The 17,187-nt window shown below is 62.5% G+C and carries 13 protein-coding genes; 6 read left to right on the top strand and 7 right to left on the bottom strand.

Annotated elements, in window-relative coordinates:
• The first annotated feature begins 61 nt into the window (after positions 1-61).
• From NKJ64_RS21580 to mgrA, 3 genes are read left to right on the top strand one after another with little or no spacing between them, the layout of a single operon-like run.
• The gene (locus NKJ64_RS21580) at positions 62-808 is read left to right on the top strand and encodes a sugar phosphate isomerase/epimerase family protein (protein WP_023669800.1); all 747 of its coding nucleotides are present in this window, start codon (positions 62-64) and stop codon (positions 806-808) included.
• An 11-nt stretch (positions 809-819) separates the two neighbouring features.
• Positions 820-1,962 (top strand): Gfo/Idh/MocA family protein, encoded by a 1,143-nt coding sequence (locus NKJ64_RS21575; protein WP_023669799.1) that lies wholly within the window; start codon positions 820-822, stop codon positions 1,960-1,962.
• A gap of 57 nt (positions 1,963-2,019) precedes the next feature.
• Positions 2,020-3,066: an L-glyceraldehyde 3-phosphate reductase gene (mgrA, locus tag NKJ64_RS21570; protein WP_023686605.1), complete on the top strand. Its 1,047-nt coding sequence runs from the start codon at positions 2,020-2,022 to the stop codon at positions 3,064-3,066.
• Positions 3,067-3,146: 80 nt separating this feature from the next.
• Here mgrA and NKJ64_RS21565 read toward each other — a convergent pair whose 3' ends face one another.
• The gene (locus NKJ64_RS21565) at positions 3,147-4,238 is read right to left on the bottom strand and encodes a S1 family serine peptidase (RefSeq protein ID WP_023713445.1); all 1,092 of its coding nucleotides are present in this window, start codon (positions 4,236-4,238) and stop codon (positions 3,147-3,149) included.
• A gap of 402 nt (positions 4,239-4,640) precedes the next feature.
• On the opposite strand from NKJ64_RS21565, the gene NKJ64_RS21560 reads away from it, so the two are divergent.
• Both NKJ64_RS21560 and NKJ64_RS21555 read left to right on the top strand, forming a co-directional pair.
• Entirely contained in the window at positions 4,641-5,720 is a 1,080-nt protein-coding gene (locus tag NKJ64_RS21560) for a trypsin-like serine peptidase (protein ID WP_352463282.1), read from the top strand.
• Between the two features lie 192 nt (positions 5,721-5,912).
• Complete coding sequence (locus NKJ64_RS21555) at positions 5,913-7,715, top strand: MORN repeat-containing protein (protein WP_352463281.1); 1,803 nt, start codon at positions 5,913-5,915, stop codon at positions 7,713-7,715.
• 29 nt (positions 7,716-7,744) lie between these two features.
• Here the strand turns inward: NKJ64_RS21555 and amrB are convergent, their stop codons facing one another.
• The 5 genes from amrB to NKJ64_RS21530 form a co-directional block, all read right to left on the bottom strand.
• Positions 7,745-9,463, bottom strand: a complete 1,719-nt coding sequence (gene amrB / locus NKJ64_RS21550) for an AmmeMemoRadiSam system protein B (protein ID WP_352463280.1) — start codon at positions 9,461-9,463, stop codon at positions 7,745-7,747.
• 149 nt (positions 9,464-9,612) lie between these two features.
• A complete protein-coding gene (locus NKJ64_RS21545) occupies positions 9,613-12,615 on the bottom strand; it encodes a hypothetical protein (RefSeq protein ID WP_352463279.1) in 3,003 nt (1,000 codons plus the stop codon).
• A gap of 33 nt (positions 12,616-12,648) precedes the next feature.
• The gene (locus NKJ64_RS21540; protein ID WP_023686599.1) at positions 12,649-13,362 is read right to left on the bottom strand and encodes a DUF4760 domain-containing protein; all 714 of its coding nucleotides are present in this window, start codon (positions 13,360-13,362) and stop codon (positions 12,649-12,651) included.
• Positions 13,359-13,751, bottom strand: coding sequence for a hypothetical protein (locus NKJ64_RS21535; protein ID WP_352463278.1), 393 nt, complete (start codon positions 13,749-13,751; stop codon positions 13,359-13,361). Before NKJ64_RS21535 ends, NKJ64_RS21540 begins: the two co-directional genes overlap by 4 nt.
• An 89-nt stretch (positions 13,752-13,840) precedes the next feature.
• Positions 13,841-16,060 (bottom strand): caspase family protein, encoded by a 2,220-nt coding sequence (locus NKJ64_RS21530; RefSeq protein WP_027049728.1) that lies wholly within the window; start codon positions 16,058-16,060, stop codon positions 13,841-13,843.
• Positions 16,061-16,355: 295 nt separating this feature from the next.
• Here NKJ64_RS21530 and NKJ64_RS21525 point away from each other — a divergent pair, with 295 nt between their 5' ends.
• The gene (locus tag NKJ64_RS21525) at positions 16,356-16,760 is read left to right on the top strand and encodes a Fur family transcriptional regulator (protein ID WP_023686595.1); all 405 of its coding nucleotides are present in this window, start codon (positions 16,356-16,358) and stop codon (positions 16,758-16,760) included.
• An 8-nt stretch (positions 16,761-16,768) separates the two neighbouring features.
• Here the strand turns inward: NKJ64_RS21525 and NKJ64_RS21520 are convergent, their stop codons facing one another.
• On the bottom strand, positions 16,769-17,011 hold the full coding sequence (locus tag NKJ64_RS21520) for a macro domain-containing protein (protein WP_352463277.1): 243 nt from the start codon (positions 17,009-17,011) through the stop codon (positions 16,769-16,771).
• Positions 17,012-17,187: the final 176 nt, after the last annotated feature.

Below are 17,187 nucleotides of genomic sequence, written 5' to 3'. Positions count from 1 at the left end.
ACCGAAACGATCCCCCGAAAACATCCCCAAGCCTTAACCACCCAAGAAACGGACAGAGACGATGAACTGGTCATTCCAACTCTACAGCGCCCGCAATTTCCAGCCGTGGGACGGCATCCTGAAAATGCTCGGCAAGCTCGGCTACAAGGAAGTCGAAGGTTTCGGCGGCGTCTATGACGACCCCACGGCGTTCCGCGCCGAACTCGACAAGAACGGGCTTTCGATGCCGACCGGACATTTCTCGATCGATGCGCTGGAGAATGATTTCGACGGGGTACGCAAAACAGCCGACGCACTCGGCATCACGCTCGTCATCTGTCCCTATCTGCTGGCCGAGCAGCGGCCGGCCGACGCTGCCGGCTGGCGCGGCTTTGGCGAGCGTCTGGCCAAGGTCGGCGAGACCGCAAAAAAAGCCGGCTACGGCTTTGCCTGGCACAACCATGATTTCGAGTTCAAGACACTCGCCGACGGCTCGGTGCCGCAGGATCACATCCTGTCGGCTGCGCCCGACATCGGCTGGGAGATGGACGTCGCCTGGGTAGTCCGCGGTGGCGTTGATCCGCTGCCGTGGATCGAAAAGCACGGCAAGCGCATCAGCGCCGTCCATGTCAAGGACATGGCCAAGTCAGGCGAAGGCCTTGACGAGGACGGCTGGGCGGATGTCGGCCACGGCACCATCGACTGGGCCGGCCTGATCAAGACACTTCGGGCGAAGAGCGCGGCCAAATATTACGTCATGGAACAGGACAACCCCAACGATATCGAGCGCTTCGCCAGCCGCTCGCTCGCATCCGTCAAGGCTTACTAGGAACAATCATCATGGCAAAGAAACTGGGTATCGGCGTCATCGGCTGCGGCAACATCTCGAAAGCGTATTTCTCGCTGGCGCCGCTGTTTCGCGGCATTGAGATGCGCGCCTGCGCCGACATCAACATGGACGCGGCCAAGGCACGGGCGAAGGAGTTCAAGCTGCGCGCCGAGACCGTCGAAGAACTGCTCAAGGATGACGAGATCGACATCGTCGTCAACCTCACCATCCCGGCGGTGCACTACGGGGTGTCGAAGCAGATCCTCGATGCCGGCAAGCACGTCTATTCGGAAAAGCCGTTCGTGCTGTCGGTCAAGGAAGGCCTCGACCTCAAGAGCCGGGCCGAGAAGAAAGGGCTGCGCATCGGTTCGGCTCCGGACACTTTCCTCGGCGGCGCGCACCAGCTGGTGCGCAACCTCATCGACACCGGCGCGCTCGGCAAGATCACCAGCGGCACCTGTCATGTGATGGGCCACGGCATGGAGCACTGGCACCCCAATCCCGATTTCTTCTTCCAGCCGGGCGCCGGGCCGGTGCTCGACATCGGGCCCTACTACATCACCAACCTGATCCAGCTGATCGGGCCGGTGAAGCAGGTGGCGGCCTTCGCGACGACGCCTGCCAAGGAACGCACGATCTCGTCGAAACCGCGCGCGGGCGAAAAAATCCCGGTGAACACGCCGACGACGATCCACGGCCTGCTGGAGTTCGAGAACGGCGCCGTGATCACGCTCAACACCAGCTGGGACGTCTGGGCGCATGGTCACGCGCCGATGGAACTCTATGGCGAGACGGGCACGGTGTTCGTGCCGGATCCGAATTTCTTCGGTGGCGACGTGCGCATAACCAAGGCGGCAAAACCGGTGAAGAAACTGCCGAAATGGCAGCATCCGTTCGGCGTGCCCAACGAAATGCACGGCCAGGGCATGATGGCCAACTACCGCACCGCAGGCCTTGCCGACATGGCGCTGGCGATCGCCGAGGGCCGGCCGCATCGTTGCTCGATGGAGCTCGCGCTGCATGCCGTCGATGTCATGACCGGCCTGTTGCGGTCGGGCGAGACCGGCAAGTTCGTCGCCATGCAGACCAGCTGCGAGCGGCCGGCTGCACTCGGCGTCAAGGACGCAAAAGGACTGTTGGCGAAGCAGAAATGAGGTAGACGGGTGGCGGCGCGCGCGCGCCGACACCCATACAATCCAGGATCTGTACCCATGCGCTGGCAGCCGGCTGAACACCGCTATGAGAAAATGCTCTACAACAGATGTGGGCGATCCGGCCTGAAACTGCCGGCGATCTCGCTCGGCCTGTGGCACAATTTCGGCAACGACACGCCGCACAAGACCAAGCAGGCGATCGCGCGCAAGGCCTTCGATCTCGGCATCACCCATTTCGATCTCGCCAACAATTACGGCCCGCCGCCCGGCTCGGCCGAGATCGCCTTCGGCGAGATATTGCGCACCGACTTCGCCGGCTATCGGGACGAGCTGATCATCTCGACCAAGGCGGGCTATGAGATGTGGGCAGGGCCTTATGGCGAATGGGGCAGCCGCAAATATGTGCTGGCGAGCCTCGACCAGAGCCTGAAGCGGATGGGGCTCGACTATGTCGACATCTTCTATTCGCACCGCTTCGATCCGGATACGCCGCTTGAGGAAACGATGGGCGCTCTCGACCATGCGGTGCGTTCCGGCAAGGCGCTCTATGCCGGCATCTCGTCCTACAATTCGCAGCGCACGCGCGAGGCGGCCGACATATTGAAGCAGCTCGGTACGCCCTGCATCATCCATCAGCCGAGCTATTCGATGCTCAACCGCTGGGTCGAAGAGGACGGACTGCTCGATACGCTGGAAGGGCTCGGTGTCGGATCGATCGTGTTCTCGCCGCTGGCGCAAGGCATGCTGACCGACAAATATCTCGGCGGCATCCCCGAGGGTAGCCGCGCCAGCCAAGGCAAGTCGCTGCGGCCCGCCTTCATCAACGAAAAGACCATCGCTAACATCCAGGCGCTGAACGCGATCGCCGGCAAGCGTGGCCAGACGCTGGCGCAGATGGCGCTGGCCTGGGTGCTGCGCAAGGGCCGGGTCACCTCGGCGCTGATCGGCGCCAGCCGGCCCGAACAGGTCGAGGACTGCGTCGGCGCGCTCAAGGTGCTCGAGTTCAGCGATGCCGAGCTCGCCGAAATCGACACTTACGCACGCGAGTCCGACATCAATCTGTGGGCGGCGTCGGCCGAGCGCAAAGGCCCGCCGCGGAAGTAAGCGGAACAGCCGGCACCGGACATGAATCAAAACGGCGGGAAAGATCCCGCCGTTTTGCGTTTATCAAGCTTCGGGCCCGTTCAGGGCTTCTTGGCCGTGCCGAGACCGGCCTTGGGCGCCGCCGCGGCTGCGGGAGCCGGGGTCTTCATCTTGGCTTCGATCCAACCCGTATAGTTGGCCAATCGCGTGTAGATGCCATAGGCATTCTTGTGGCCGCAAGCGGCGGTGCCGTCGGACGGACCTTCGCCCCAGGAGACGACGCCGACCTGGACCGGACCGTTGGCGCCGGTCATGAACAGCGGACCGCCGCTGTCGCCGTTGCAGGCGTCGCGTTCGCCGCTGTCGGTGCCGGCGCAGATCATGTTCTTGGTCAGCGGATCCGACATATCGGCGGCGATCGCATTGGCGGCGGCATCGATGCCCTTTTCCGAATAACGCATCCGATGCGAGAGATCGCCAAGTGCCGCCTTCAGGTCATGCGCATAGATCGACTTGATGCCGCTGTTGCAGGCAGCGCTCGGCTCGAGATCGAGATCGGCCACCATCAGCGCGGTCGGGAAGGTGCCGTCCTGCATCTTGCCCCAGCCGATGACCGTGGTCTTGCCGCTGTCTGGCGTCGGCTCATTGGTGATCTTGATGACCGGCGCATCGGCGGGCTCCGCCAGCCGGAGCAGGCCGAGATCATTGTCCAGCGTCTGTTCGCTGTAGCCCTCGTTGACGATGACCTCGACCACCTTGTAGCGCTTGCCTTCGGTAAGATCGGTGGCGCCGGTCAGCACGGTCACCGTGTCGGGCGAAATCGGCCGGCCCTTGTCGTTGAGGCAGTGCGCCGCCGTCAGCACCCATTGCGGAGCAATCAGGCTGCCGCCGCAGAATTGCGCGTTCGGCTGCGAGGCCGGGCTGGGGTCCAGCCGGGCGCTGGTCAGCAGCGCCACCTGGAACGGATAGGCCCCTTTGTCGGCTTCCTTGCCGCCATAGACGCGGTCGGCCCCGTCGGGATTCTCGGCCTTGGCCTTGTCCCGGGATTCGGCGACGCGCTGCATCGGCGAGACCGCCGCTTCCGGCCTGGCGGCGTCGTCGGCTGCATAGAGCGCGTTGACGGCGGGGAAAGCGGCCGCGATGCCCAGCAGCGATGCAGCGGCAAGCGGCCTGAACCGATGGATAATGTTCACCTTGAAACCCTCCTGAGATGAAAAATGCCGAGCCATGCCGCCATGACGCATAACCAACAGAAGCGGTACCGGTACCTCGATCGCCTTCTGCCAGAACGAACGACATCCGCGCGGTCATAAAACCGAAATACGACTTTTGCTAATCGTGCCCCATCGGGCAGAGCCCACCCAAACCCTATAGCCCCCCACGGGCTACGTGGAAGCGATTTGTCATTGCCAATGTTGGATTATTTTAGGCAGTATATCGACGCGGGTGCGTTTGGCGGAGGGCTTTAACGAGGCCGCCCGGACCGATGATCCGATACGGGCGGGTAACCAAACTAATTTTTTAACTCCACCACGATCTCGACAATATTTCTGTATTTTGCTCCACTCCTTGCTGACTTTTGGGAGAGTCTCACCATGACGAAACTGACAAGCACTATCATTGCGTCCGCACTGCTATCCACCGCACTGTGGACGATGCCTGCCTTCGCCGCCGATCCCGGCTCAGCGAATGCCGGCAATGGCGAAAGCATGCGCGATCTCGGAACGGGCGACTACCAGCCCGGCCGTGCAAAGCCGATCGCGCCGCCGAAACTGACCGAAGATGAAGCCAGCCGGGCAGCGCCGCTGACCGACGAGGGCACGGCGGTCAAATCCTATGGCATCGTCGGACGTTCCGCCGATGGCAAGGACATCAAGATCGATGCCGGCGAGACGCTGAAGGACCTTGTCATCAAGGAACTGAATGCGCCCGCTAACGCACCAGCGGCCAACAAGACCGGGCTGACGGGCGGCGACGAAGCCGGCCGCCAGGTGTTCGGGGCCGACGACCGCGAGCAGATCAAGAACACCAAGACGTACCCGTTCACCGCGATCGGCTATATCGAAGGCAAAGCCAAGAGCGGTTACGGCAGCTGCTCGGGAACCCTGATCGGTCCGCGCACGGTGCTCACCGCGGCGCATTGCCTCTACAGCAATGAAGACAAGGCTTGGCTCGACGACGTCATCTTCGTGCCGTCGCTCAACGGCAACACCGCCGACGATGCACCGTTTGGCGCTTTCAGCTACGAGAGCGTCTATATCTTGCAGGGCTTCATCGACAATTATCAGGGTTACTACGGCTCGGTCATTCCGTGGGATCTCGGCATCATCACGCTGAAGCAGGATGTCGGCACCAATCTCGGCTGGCTGGGTTATGCCAACTATGAGAACCTCGGCGATTTCACCGCAAACATCGTTGGCTACCCCGGCGACAAGCCGATGGGAACGATGTGGAAGGCGACCTGCGAAGTGAAAGCCGAAAACGTCGGCGCGGAGTATTTCCAGTACGACTGCGACACCTATCCGGGATCGAGCGGCAGCTCGGTCTACGCCTATGATAATGGCGCCAAGCAGCGCATCGTCACCGGCGTGAACGTGGCCGAAAGCCCCAACGCCAACACTGCGGTGCGCCTGAACGCCGCCAACGTGGCGTGGATCAACAGCCTGTACAAATAAGGCTGAATGATCTTTCGCCGGCAAACAGCGGCGATAACCAGCACTACCAAACCGGCGGCGGGACGTTCCTGCCGCCGGTTTTTTTTGTATCGAAACACCTCTCTTGCACTGTGTTGCAGCGGTGCTTACGCTAGGCGATCCAAGGGGTTGGGTAAGATGGCGCGGGCAAGAATGATCTTCGGGGTCAAAGCGATGGCGGCTGCATCCATGCTGGCCGCACTGACATGCTTTTCCGCTATGGCCGATCAAGGCGGTGCCGCACCCGATGGCGCCTGGGCCGAGCGGGTGCAAATCCTCTATCAAAGCGAAACACGTTCGGTGCTGCGCAAGAATGTACGGGTCTGGGATTCCCACCCGGAATTGGGTCTTGATTTCACCTGGGAGCCGGCAGCCGGCGTGTCGCCGGACCGCACCGTCGCAGCCGACGGCACCGTCAACGGCAAGGGCAGGCTGGTCTGGCGCGTACGCGGCTCGGCGAGCTACGACCCCAAGACGATCTATTCCAGCTATTTCGGCGAGATCAGGAATGGCCGCCCCGAAGGACAAGGCCGGCTGGAGCTGCGTTCGGGCGAGATTCTCGACGGCCATTGGGTCGCCGGCCAGCTCGACGGCCATGCGATCCATGTCGATGCCGACGGCAATCGCTATGAAGGGCAATTCAGGGCCGGTGTGCCGAATGGCGAGGGCAGGCTGGAGACGAGGACAGGCAAGATATTCGTCGGCTCTTTTGCCGATGGGCTGAAGGATGGCAAGGGCCGCACCCGGTTGCCCGGCGGCACCGTCTACTGGTCGCAATGGGCGATGGGCAAGGAGATCGGCGGTGCGCGCCCCGACGTGCTGGCCGATGCCAGAGTGGGCGGGTTGCTCAAGGCGCAGACCGGCGGCGGTTCCGCCGACAAGGTCGAGATCGGCATTGCCGTCGACCAGCGCATGACGCAGCAGGCCGACATGCAGTACCAGCATCTGGTGCGCGACGAAGACATCGCGATCTATCCGGTGTCGGACCAGTACAATGATGCCTGGAACGGCACCGGAGAGATTCGTACCGGCAATGTCTATGAAGGCATGGACTGGGAGACGGCGCCGGCCTTCGCCGAAGTCGACCTCAAGACCACCGACCAGTCGAGGGTCAAGATCGACAGCCTGGAAATGAAGGTGGCCGCGAGCGAGGCCTACCGCAAGCCGATGCTGTCGATCAGCGAGCATTATGGCTGCGTCGGCTTCCGCCCCGACTTCTCGATCGTCAACAATGGCTGGGGCGACGTGAAAGACATGAAGATGTCGATCCAGTTCACCAGGACCGACGAGGAGGACAACGCGACCGGCGAGCCGAGCCGCACGTTCACGAAGGACATCGGCACTTTCGGCGACGGCGTCGACGTCTCGATCAAGAACGTGCTGATTGAAGCCGGCGTCGACACAACCACGCTCGAGACCGAGCGCTTCACTTGCCCGTCAAGGGACAGCCTGGATGTCTGCCGCGCCCAGGTGGCCAACAAGGTCAAGTTCGGCGACGTTGCCGATTACATCAGCGGCAGCGTCGAGAAAATGAGCGTGACCGGGATTGGCAAGCTCGATTATTCCTGGGCGGACGAACAGGGCGCTATCTACCAACAGAGCGAGCCGTTTCGCGTCATCGTCTCGCTGGTCAGCATCGAGGTTCCAGAATCGCTCGCCGAATGCGGCGATGGCGGCGGCGCGTCGCCCGAAGCGCTGCGCTACCAGAACATCGAATTTCCGATCGGCAAGACCGATTACAGCATCCCCATGCCGGTGCGCGGCAATAAGCATCTCAGCGCCTACACGGCACGGCTGAAAATGTGGTCGTCAATGTCGTCGATCCATCGCTTCAGCATCGCCGCCCATTTCGCCGATGGCAGCACACGGGAGAGCAAGCCGGCCACGTTCTTCTATTTCAGGCCGAAGCAGTCGCTGTTTGAAACCAGCACCAAGCCGGCGGTCTGCTATCTGCCGGAAGATATGCAAGGCTGTTGAGGTCCTGTCACGTCCTTTCGGGAATCGCGTTATTTCGAGCCCATCTCGAAATAATTGGGCAGCGGGATCAGCCTGGCAAAGATCGTGCCCTGGCTGAACACCCTGAGTTCCAGCATCGACCCGGACGATCGTTCGGCCTTCTGGTCGAACAGGAAATTGCCGAGCGAATAGATCTCCGCAACATCGCCGCCGCCGAGCGGAAGGATCGCCTCGCTCGATACATGCGGATGGCCGCCGACGATTGCCGTGACGCCGCGCAGCCGCATCTGGTCGGCAAGCATCTCCTCGCGCGGCGACGGCTCCGTCTTGTACTCGCGGCCCCAATGGACGAAGGCAATCACCGGCCGCTCGGCATTGTCGTGCAGCAGCCGGTCGAGCAAAGCAGGCGTCAGAAGGTCGGTGTTCCTGGAGCCGTTGGTATCAATGTCGGTCAGCCCGACCAGGTCGAGATCGGCAAGCGCCAGCGTCTCGCCCTGGCCGAAATGGGCGATGCCGGCGGCGTCCAGAGCGGCCAGCGTCTCGGCATAGCCTGACGGGCCGAGGTCGTAGGCGTGATTGTTGGCAAGGCTGACAGCGGCGACATGCAATTTCTTCAGCATGCCGATGGCGAGATCGGTTGGCATCGCCAGCGTCATGTCGTCGATCGCTTCAGGGACGTTGGGCAGGATGACGCCTTCGAGATTGACGATCAGCGGCCGCGAGCGGGTCAGGGCCAGCACGCTGTCGACGATCTTCTCGGCAACACCGTCGCGGACCAGGATCCTCATCATGGCGCGACCGAAATTCACGTCGCCGGCGAAATAATAGAGCTTGTCGTCGGGACGGGCAGGATTGTTCAAGCCGGGGCCGAAGGCGCCGAACAGCGCCACGACATAGCTGGTGGTGCGCTCGACATAGTCGCCCGAATGCGCCTGCGAGTTCTCGTTGGCGACGACCAGGGGCGCAGCACCGAACAGTTCGCGCTGCAGCCTGGTCTGGATATAGAGCGCACCGACCGAATCGGCGTGATCCGGCTGGCGCAGCGCCGCGATGCCGTCGAGCGAACCGGCGGCGAGCATGTTCAGCGTCTGCTGGTCGAAACGCCTGGCTTCGTGCTGCGGCAGATAATGTGAGAAATCGGTGGATTCGACGATCAGCGTGTCCTTGTCGACGATCGCTTTCAGCGCCTGCGCCAGCCGGTCCCAGTCGGCTCGCTTGGCTTTGACCGACATCGCCACCGGCACGATTTCAGCTTCGGGGAAATAGTGATGCAGGAAAGGCAGCATCGCCTGCACGCCATGCTCCCTGGCGAACAGGCAGGAGTCTTCGACCATGTCGCTGTTCGCTTCCAGAAGGTGCACGGCTTCCGTGTCGGCCTGGACTGGACCGAGCACTGTTTCAAAACCGCGCGGCGTCATGGCGAAGAGTTTCTGCGTCTCGTGGAAATGGTCCGGCGACAGGATGACGATGCGCTTGTAGCGGAAGCCGGACGCGGCGTGGAAACCGAGTGCGACGAGATCTGCGACGAGCAGGTGGTGGGGGACTGTGATGCCGGTGAGGCGTTGGTTGGACGGCTCGATTCTGGCGACGGCGGCGATGGCGTCGGTGAAGAGTGTGGGGTCGGAGTAGAAGGACGGGAAGTTTGTGTCGCCGGGCGGGCAGGTGATGGGGGCGGCAGACGCTTGAAGCACTGAGAGGATAAGCAAGGCGGTGGCAAAGACCAGAATGCTGGTCCGTGCCCAGGCACCCCCCGCTGTCCTGCCGGACATCTCCCCCGCAAGGGGGGAGATTGGATGTCGCCTCGGCTTTCGCCAATCATCAACCTTGAAAATAGATCTCCAGCAATGAAGAGACTGATTTCCCCCCTTGCGGGGGAGATGGCCGGCAGGCCAGAGGGGGGTGCCTGGGCGCCGACCTCTCACGGCTCAGCCAGCACAATGTTCTCCACGCCGCCGACATAGTAGAACGGCTTCTGCTTGGACGCGGTCAGCCGCAGCACTTCGCGCGAAATGTAGTCGGCGAGGCCGAACAGCGTCACGCCGCCGTCGGAGGTCTTGGCCCGGCCGCGCAGGCCTTCGAGGATCGAATAGGTGAAGACGCCATGGCCGAGCTCGGGCAGTTCTGCGGCGGTGTTGTTGGCAGCGGTGGCCGAGAAGACGACGATGCGTGCGTCCTGCGCGTCTTTTTCCAGGCGCGGGTTGAAGGCGTTGGCGGCGTGGCAGGTGTCGAGCAGCATGAAGCGCAGGCCCTTGGCCCGCTCAACCGATTTCTGGATGTCGCCCCAGTCGACCAGCGAGGAGCGCTTCCAGCGGTCGGGATCCTGTTTGCGGCCGTCCGTGGGGATGAAATAATAGTCTTCGTCGATGTTGATGCCGTGACCGGCGACGAAAATGATGGTGGTGTCGTTCTCGCCGGGTTTGTCGAGGAAATCGGCGAGCTGGTCGTCGATCGTGTCGGAATCCGGCTCCAGGATGCTGTCGGCGCTGGCGACCTTGAACACGTCCTTGCCGGCATCGGGCGCCTCATCCAGCGCTTCGCGGTTGACCAGAACCAGCGTCTCCATCGCCGAGAACAAGGGCGCGGATTTCTGCGAGATCACCTTGAGGAATTCGGTAGCGTCGTCGACGGGATAGCGCAGATCGCAGGCGTGGCCGGCGCATGCATCGGTGAGGAAGGGATATTTGTCGACGCCGATCACGGCGACGTAGAGCTTGCCCTTGTTGGCCGGCTTCTCGGGTTTTTGGCCAAGTGCCGTTACGCTGCGCTCGGTCAAATAGCCGAACTCATTGGTGCCGGTGATGCGGATGGTGTTCTCGCCATTCTCGACCGGCACTTCGACGATGGTGCTCTTGCCGCCATCGGCCGAGCGCGCCGTGACATTGCCGACATTGCGGCTGTTCGACAGGATCGAAAATCCGGCGACATCGGCGCCGGCTTCCTGCGCGCCCGAAATCTCGACGGCGACATAGCCCTCGCGGACGTTGCTCTGGTCGGCGGCAAGCTTGATGCCGAATTCCGGCGGTTTGCGCTCGAGCAGCTTTTCCAGCTGGCGGTCTACGCCGGGGCGCATTTCCTGGACCGCCTGTTCGGCGCTGCGCAGGATGATGGCCCGGCGCACCATTTCCGGGCTCCAGAGATATTTCTTCAGCTGGCCGGCGCTGATGAAACGCCCTTCGTGGTCGCGGCCCTGATTGACGTGCCAGCCGATCAACTTGTCGCCATCGGCGGAGGAATAATAGTAGCCCTGCGGCATCCAGGCGATCCATTCGGAGCCGGCGAAGAACATCGACACGATCAGTTTGTGTGTCTTCAAATTCCACAGCCGCACGGTCTGGTCAGCGCTGCCGGTGACCAACAGCCCTTCCTTCTCGGCGGCAACCATGGCGTTGATCTCGCCGGTGTGGCCGGTGAATTCACCCGATACCTCGGCGGCCGCGGTTTTGTATTCCAACAGCGTGCCGTCCCTGCCGCCGGTGATCAGGCCAAGCCCATTGCCGATCAGCGTGTAAGCCGAATGGACGAAGCCATTGGTGGCGGAATTCTCGATGCTGTGCATCACCTTTCCGCCGCTCGCGATTTCGAGCACGGCATTCTCCAGGCCGTCCTTGCCGCCGGGGACAGCACGGAGCGACCACTCACCCTCTGCGAGTGCCGCGCGGGCATAGGCGCCCTGTTCCGCAAACGCCACCGGGTCCTCGAAGAACCGCTCGGCCGTCGGTAGCGCCAGCACCTTGTCCAGCGTGCCCTGCAGCTCGGGACAGGACACGCGTTCAGGGCAGGGGTTGGTGTTGCCCCAAGCGATGGAGCTGCTCGCCGCATCGATCCCGATCGCCGTCACCGGTTCGCCGACCCCTTGCAGCAGCGCCTTGCGCTCGCCGGTCATGGGGTTCCAGACCTGGATGGCGTTGCGGGTGCCGCCGGCTGTCGCCACCAGCGAGCCGTCGGCATTGCCGGCGCCAGCAAAGACCGTGCCGTCATGGCCGTTATAATCGAGCAGTTGCTCGACGCTGTCGGTATTCCAGACCGCCGAGCGATGCTTGTCGGCGCAGCGATAGCTGCATGACGCCACAAGCCGCGAACCCGTGGCGAAGCTCAGAGCGCCGATCTGGAAATCCTGCTTCGGCATGGCGCGGACGAATTTGCCGGTGCTGGCCTGCCAGAGCTGGACGTCGCCGTCCTTGCTGCCGGTGGCGAACAGCCTGCCATCCAATGACACGGCGAGTGCGGCGACGCCGACATCGCGCAGCGGTTCGGCCTCGGCGGGCAAAGCGATTTCCTCTGACTTGGCGATGTCCCAGAGCCTTATGCCGTTGTCGGTGGTCGTCGCCACCAGCCGGGTTCCCGCAGCGGCGAAGGCGAGCTTTTCCACACGCCAGGAATCGGCATCGAGTTTTTCCGCCAGCGTCCAGCCCGACGCGGATTTGTCGTCCGCCCGCCAGAGGTAGACGAAACCATCGCCACCGCCGGCGGCGAGCGTGTTTCCGTCGGGTGAAAAGGCGACATCATAGATGGCATAGTCGGCGGCCTTGAGCACGGTTTTGATCTTGCCGGTGGCGAAATCGAACAGCCTGATATCGCCATAAGGGGGCTTGTCGCCGATGCCGGCGCCGAAATAACCGCCGGCGGCGATCGTCTTGCCATCCGGCGACACGGCAATCGCAAAGACCTTGCCGTCATTGCCATTGCCAAGATAGCCGCGAATGGTGCGGAGCGTCACCCCGCTCTGCCAGTCCCAGATGCGGATGGTCTTGTCATCGGACGCCGAGACCAGTCCCTCGCCGTCCGGCGTGAAGGCAAGATCGGTGACCCTGGCGCTGTGGCCGCCGGTGTTGAGATCGAGATGGAAATCGAGGTCCTCGGCACCGGCGGTTGACGTTAACGCCAGAAGACCGACCAGGATTAGCCACCGGATAGCACGCAAGGGATGGGAGCTGCCCGGCACCTTGTTGCGCCGCTATTTGGAGTCGGCGGGCGGCGGCGACCCGTGACGCACATAATTCTCGATCGCCTGGGCATAATTGGCGGAACCGGCCTTGCGTTCTTTTTCGATGTAGCCGGCAAAATAGCTCCAGAACGACACCGCGTAGTCGCGGAAATAGGCATCGGCGACATCGCGCGAACAGAGCTTGCCCTCGACGCAGATGGAGAGACGATTGAGGAAATAGACGATGCGGTCGAAATTGTCGTTGAAATCGGCGATCGGCATGGTGCCGCCGCCGGCAGTCATCGCCTCGATGCCGATGCGTTGCCGGAAAACCTGTTCCTCGGTTGGCGACGGCGTGGCGCTGAGCAGATTGTCGTATTTGGCGTTGAGTGCCGACAGGCGCTCCTTGAGCGCGCGTTGCGCCTGCTGAAAATCCTTGCTTTCCCAAAGCTCGACCAGCGACATCGTCTGCTCGACGCGCTTCTGTTCCTGGTTTGCGAGAAACTGGAAGACCGAGAAGCCCAAGGTGAAGACGATCGCCAGGCGCACGGCGAGACCCGACCAGGCGTAGATCAGCATGCGCCAGTCGCGGTCGGTGAACGGGTTGGCTTCCTTCTTGATCTCGTGACTGCTCGGCCACGGAAAGCCTTCGGTGGTTTCGGGCAAGGTCGCCGGCTTCTTGGCCGGTGCCGGCGCCGATGTGGCCGGCGATTTTTGCGTTGCAGCGCCCCCCGGCTTTTTCATCCGCAGCTGTCCAGTTGGATAATGGCGGTGGGATCAAGCACGATGCCGGGTGTCTCCAGCTTCTTTTTCAGGCAATCGAGCTGCGTGCGCGAAATCATGAACTGCACGTCCGGTTCGGAAGCCGCCTTGCTTGGTGACGGCAAGGGCTCGACCACGCCGCGCGAGGCGCAGCTGGAGAGATCGACGACAACGGCCGTGTTGCCGGTCTTGGCGATCTGGTCGTACTGGTCGAGAAAGCAGGTGGCGAGCTCGGAATTGGTGACGATCTGCTTGGCGCACAGGCCGCAATTCTCGTCCGCCGAGGCGCTGGCAACCAGCAACAGGCTGCCGGCAAGGCCGACCGTCGCTGCACGCCAGGAGAGCACGGGGATAGTCACTGATGTCCTCATCTGTTGCATCCAGCCGCGGCGCATAGAAGTGTCGCGAGCCGGGAATGTTCATATATCACGCCGGCAAGAGCCGGCGAAGCGATGTCAGGTCAGGCGCGGGGCACCGTCTCCATCGGGAAGATCATCACCGCGCCTTTGGGACCGCTCTTGTCGGCAAGCCGCATCACCGAGCGCGTCGCCGGCGCCATGCCGATGTCGGCCAGCATGTCGGAAAAACCAGGCGTTCCCGATGCGGCACGCGTCACGGCGCGCACGCCTTCCTGGGCAAGAAAGCTCAGATCCTCTTTCTCGCTTTGCGGCGGCGCCTCGGTCAGCACGGCAATCATTCGCTCCATGCCGAAGCTGGTGTCGGTGAAGGCGAGCAGCCCTTCCTTCAGGCCCTGATCGGCCTGCTGATTGATCGGGGCCAGCCGCTCGGCGACGATGTGGGTGATCGAATAGTCGCTGCCGATATACAGCACGTTGATGTCGACGAACTCGTCGGACTCGTTCTTGGCCGCAATGTGTACCTGATCGCCCGGCGAAACGCGCGGCACCGTTGACGATTCGATCGGCTCCAGCGCATCGCTGTCCTGGCGCTTGATCAGGAACTGGACGCTGACCTCGTCCGGCCGGTAGTCGGACGCCGCGGCGAGCCGCGACAGGCCGGTGGCGCGGAAGATCGTGGTCAGGGTCTTGGCTGTGTTTTCCGCAAGCTTGTCGCGGCCATCCTGATGGATGACGATGCGCGGCGGCTTGCTGCCGTCCTTCAAGCTGATGTCGCCGGACGCCGGCAGGAACCACAGCGCCGGTTCGTCGCTGGCGTTGGCGGCAGCGCCGTCCATGGATTTTTCGCGCAGCACCGCAAGCCGCAGATCGGCGCTCTTGCCGGGCTCGACCAGCGCGATGTGGAAGCCGGACTTCGGCTTCGCCACCAATTCGTCCAGAACCGAATTGACCAGCTCGGTTTCCTTTTCGAGCCCTGCGGTCGGCGCCGGCTTTGCCACCAGCAGCTTGTAGTCGACTGCGAGTTCGGCAACGCGCGCATAGGCGCCGGCGGGCACCGCCGTCGGCGCAAGCGCCGGCTTGCCGTCGAATTCGACCGGTGCGAGCTGGCTTTCGAGGTTTTTTGCCGATTTCACTTCGAGATAGCCGACGGCGTCGGAGAGCTTCGACAGCGCCGAAGGCAAAATGGCGAGCTTGCTGCCGGGGGTCAGACCCTGCAGCAGCCCGGCGCCGATCGCGACATCGCCGTCCTTGACGGCAATCGGCCATTGCATGACGGCGTCGGTCTTGTCGGTGCCGAACACGCGGGCGTCCAGTTCGCCCTCGAACAGGGGCGTCGGCCTTGTGCGGCCGTCGGCCGAATATTGCTGCAGCACGGCCTGGCCGAGCTGGCGATAGGTGACGTTGGGGTTCTCGGCCAATTTCGACAGGATGGTGAAGGTGAACAGGCCGAAGCGCGGCGCGTCGGGCGTGCCCTTGGGCAGCGGCATTTCCGGCGTCGTCTCGACCGTCTGCGCGGCATAGAAGGCGACCAGCTTGCCCCTGGCGATCGGCTCTGCGCCGGTCGGCGTCAGGTTGAAGGCCGGCTTGCGGCCGCCATTCTCGTCGAAACCGCGCGATGCGCTTGCCGAGATGTCGTCATAGGCCTTCACCGCGGCTGCTCTCGCCGCGTCGTCGCCGCCGACGAGGTCGGCGAACTCGACCTTGCGCTCCAGTTCGTCATCGACTTCCGCGGCGCGCGTCGCGGTGCCGGAATGGCAGCAGTCGAACACCACCCAGACAAAGGCGCCCTTGTCGCGGATGGCGTCGAGTGCGGCGCCGACCTCGTTGTCGACCAGCGCGTTCGGCACGCCCTCTTCGCGGTTGATCCATTTGTCGATATCGGACGGCAGGAAAATCTCGTCGAGGCCGTCGGTCTCGTCACCGGCCTTGGCTTGCGGCTGCTGGGCGCCGTGGCCCGACAGATGCAGATAGACGAAATCGTCGCGTTGCACCTTGCCGGCGAGGTCGGCAAGGGCGGCCTTGATCGCCGCATGCGTCGGCGGGCCGTTGGCGCCTTCGACGTCCTTGGCGAGCAGGATCACATTCTCGGCCGAGAACTTCACCGGATCGGGCGTGTTCTTCAGGAGATAGTCGCGCACCAGGCCGGCATCGTTCTTCGGCCCGATCAGCCAGTTCTTCTGCGGCAGGTTCGGATAGTCGGTGCAGGCAACCAGCAGCGCGTGATAGGTGCGCGAGGCAGCGAGGGCGCGGAACGAGACCGTACCGGCAGCCACAAGCGCCGACGTGCCGACGAGCAGCGTCCGTCGTGTCAGTTTGATCATAATTGCTTCCCCAAGCCCGATCGAATTTGCAAGTGCGGCACCTTTCGTCGCGAATTTTGTCAGTATTTTGAATGTGGTCGGTGCCGTCAATCGGCGGTGGTAGTCATGGTGTCGATGGCGATAACGGAAACAGTGGCAAAAAGCCCGCTTCATCGCTATCTCAAGGGAATTGAGACCGCCGCATGGCAGAAATGATTTGCGAGCGGCGCTGGATCAAACAGATAGAACATGATGTCGTCCGAGAACCGCTTCACACTTTTCGGCATCATGCTCTAAACGATCGGAAAACGGGATCATGGCGGCAAGGGATGTGCTGACGAAGAATCAGCTGAGCGTGCTCGAAAAGCTTGAGGCCGCCAGCGGACCGCTCAGCGCCTATACGCTTCTCGACCAGCTGCGCGAGCGCGGTTTCCGCGCGCCGCTACAGGTCTATAGGGCGCTCGACAGCCTGGTGAAGTCAGGCTTCGTGCACCGGTTGGAAAGCCTCAACTCCTTCGTCGCCTGCGCCGAACCGCACGACCATACGCATTCGATGACAGCCTTCGCTATCTGCGACACATGCGGGCAGGTGATGGAGATGTCCGACCATGACGTCGGCCACCGGCTGGACGAATGGGTGCGCTCGACCGGGTTTGCTGCGAAGAAGGCGGTCATCGAGTTTCGGGGGACGTGTGCCAAGTGCCTGGCTGAGGCGGCTTAGCTTGCTTCCTACTTGAGCCGAGGCGGTGCGTTATTCTCGAATTCGTTCAAGAATGTCTCATAGACGACGTACCGCGTAGGCCCAGGTGTTAGCTGCTCCATAAGCAGGGGTTTCACCTCGTCGAGCCAAGATAATTTGCCAAGCCCAGACCCGATTTTTGGCAAGGCGATGGATTCTACCCGGTTTTTGTCGGCCCATTTCACAAGCCCGCGAACTGCTTTCCGTAAATAGGGAAGCGTGGCGTGATACATATCTGGCTGGGTTGCCAGATAAATGAAGCCCGGTTGTGTGCGTCAAGTTCTGCAAAATGGGGCAGCCATGATGCTGGTCATGCGGCTTGGCGCAGAGCGAGCTTCTTGTGCTCGCGCAGGTCGTCCATGTTGATGTATCGGTTGGCCTCCATCCAGTTTTCATTGGTCTCGACGGC

This window comes from Mesorhizobium sp. M0062, from assembly GCF_040323125.1.
GTDB lineage: Bacteria > Pseudomonadota > Alphaproteobacteria > Rhizobiales > Rhizobiaceae > Mesorhizobium.
Note: the sequence above shows the minus strand (reverse complement) of the source record. Positions and strands in the feature narration are given on the sequence as shown.

Excerpts from the sequence above, each read along its gene's own strand:
- NKJ64_RS21530 (WP_027049728.1), bottom strand. The coding sequence starts at position 16,060 with ATGATCAAACTGACACGACGGACGCTGCTCGTCGGCACGTCGGCGCTT.
- mgrA (WP_023686605.1), top strand. The coding sequence starts at position 2,020 with ATGCGCTGGCAGCCGGCTGAACACCGCTATGAGAAAATGCTCTACAAC.
- NKJ64_RS21580 (WP_023669800.1), top strand. The coding sequence starts at position 62 with ATGAACTGGTCATTCCAACTCTACAGCGCCCGCAATTTCCAGCCGTGG.
- amrB (WP_352463280.1), bottom strand. The coding sequence starts at position 9,463 with ATGTCCGGCAGGACAGCGGGGGGTGCCTGGGCACGGACCAGCATTCTG.
- NKJ64_RS21555 (WP_352463281.1), top strand. The coding sequence starts at position 5,913 with ATGGCGGCTGCATCCATGCTGGCCGCACTGACATGCTTTTCCGCTATG.
- NKJ64_RS21525 (WP_023686595.1), top strand. The coding sequence starts at position 16,356 with ATGGCGGCAAGGGATGTGCTGACGAAGAATCAGCTGAGCGTGCTCGAA.
- NKJ64_RS21560 (WP_352463282.1), top strand. The coding sequence starts at position 4,641 with ATGACGAAACTGACAAGCACTATCATTGCGTCCGCACTGCTATCCACC.
- NKJ64_RS21540 (WP_023686599.1), bottom strand. The coding sequence starts at position 13,362 with ATGAAAAAGCCGGGGGGCGCTGCAACGCAAAAATCGCCGGCCACATCG.
- NKJ64_RS21535 (WP_352463278.1), bottom strand. The coding sequence starts at position 13,751 with ATGAGGACATCAGTGACTATCCCCGTGCTCTCCTGGCGTGCAGCGACG.
- NKJ64_RS21520 (WP_352463277.1), bottom strand. The coding sequence starts at position 17,011 with ATGTATCACGCCACGCTTCCCTATTTACGGAAAGCAGTTCGCGGGCTT.
- NKJ64_RS21575 (WP_023669799.1), top strand. The coding sequence starts at position 820 with ATGGCAAAGAAACTGGGTATCGGCGTCATCGGCTGCGGCAACATCTCG.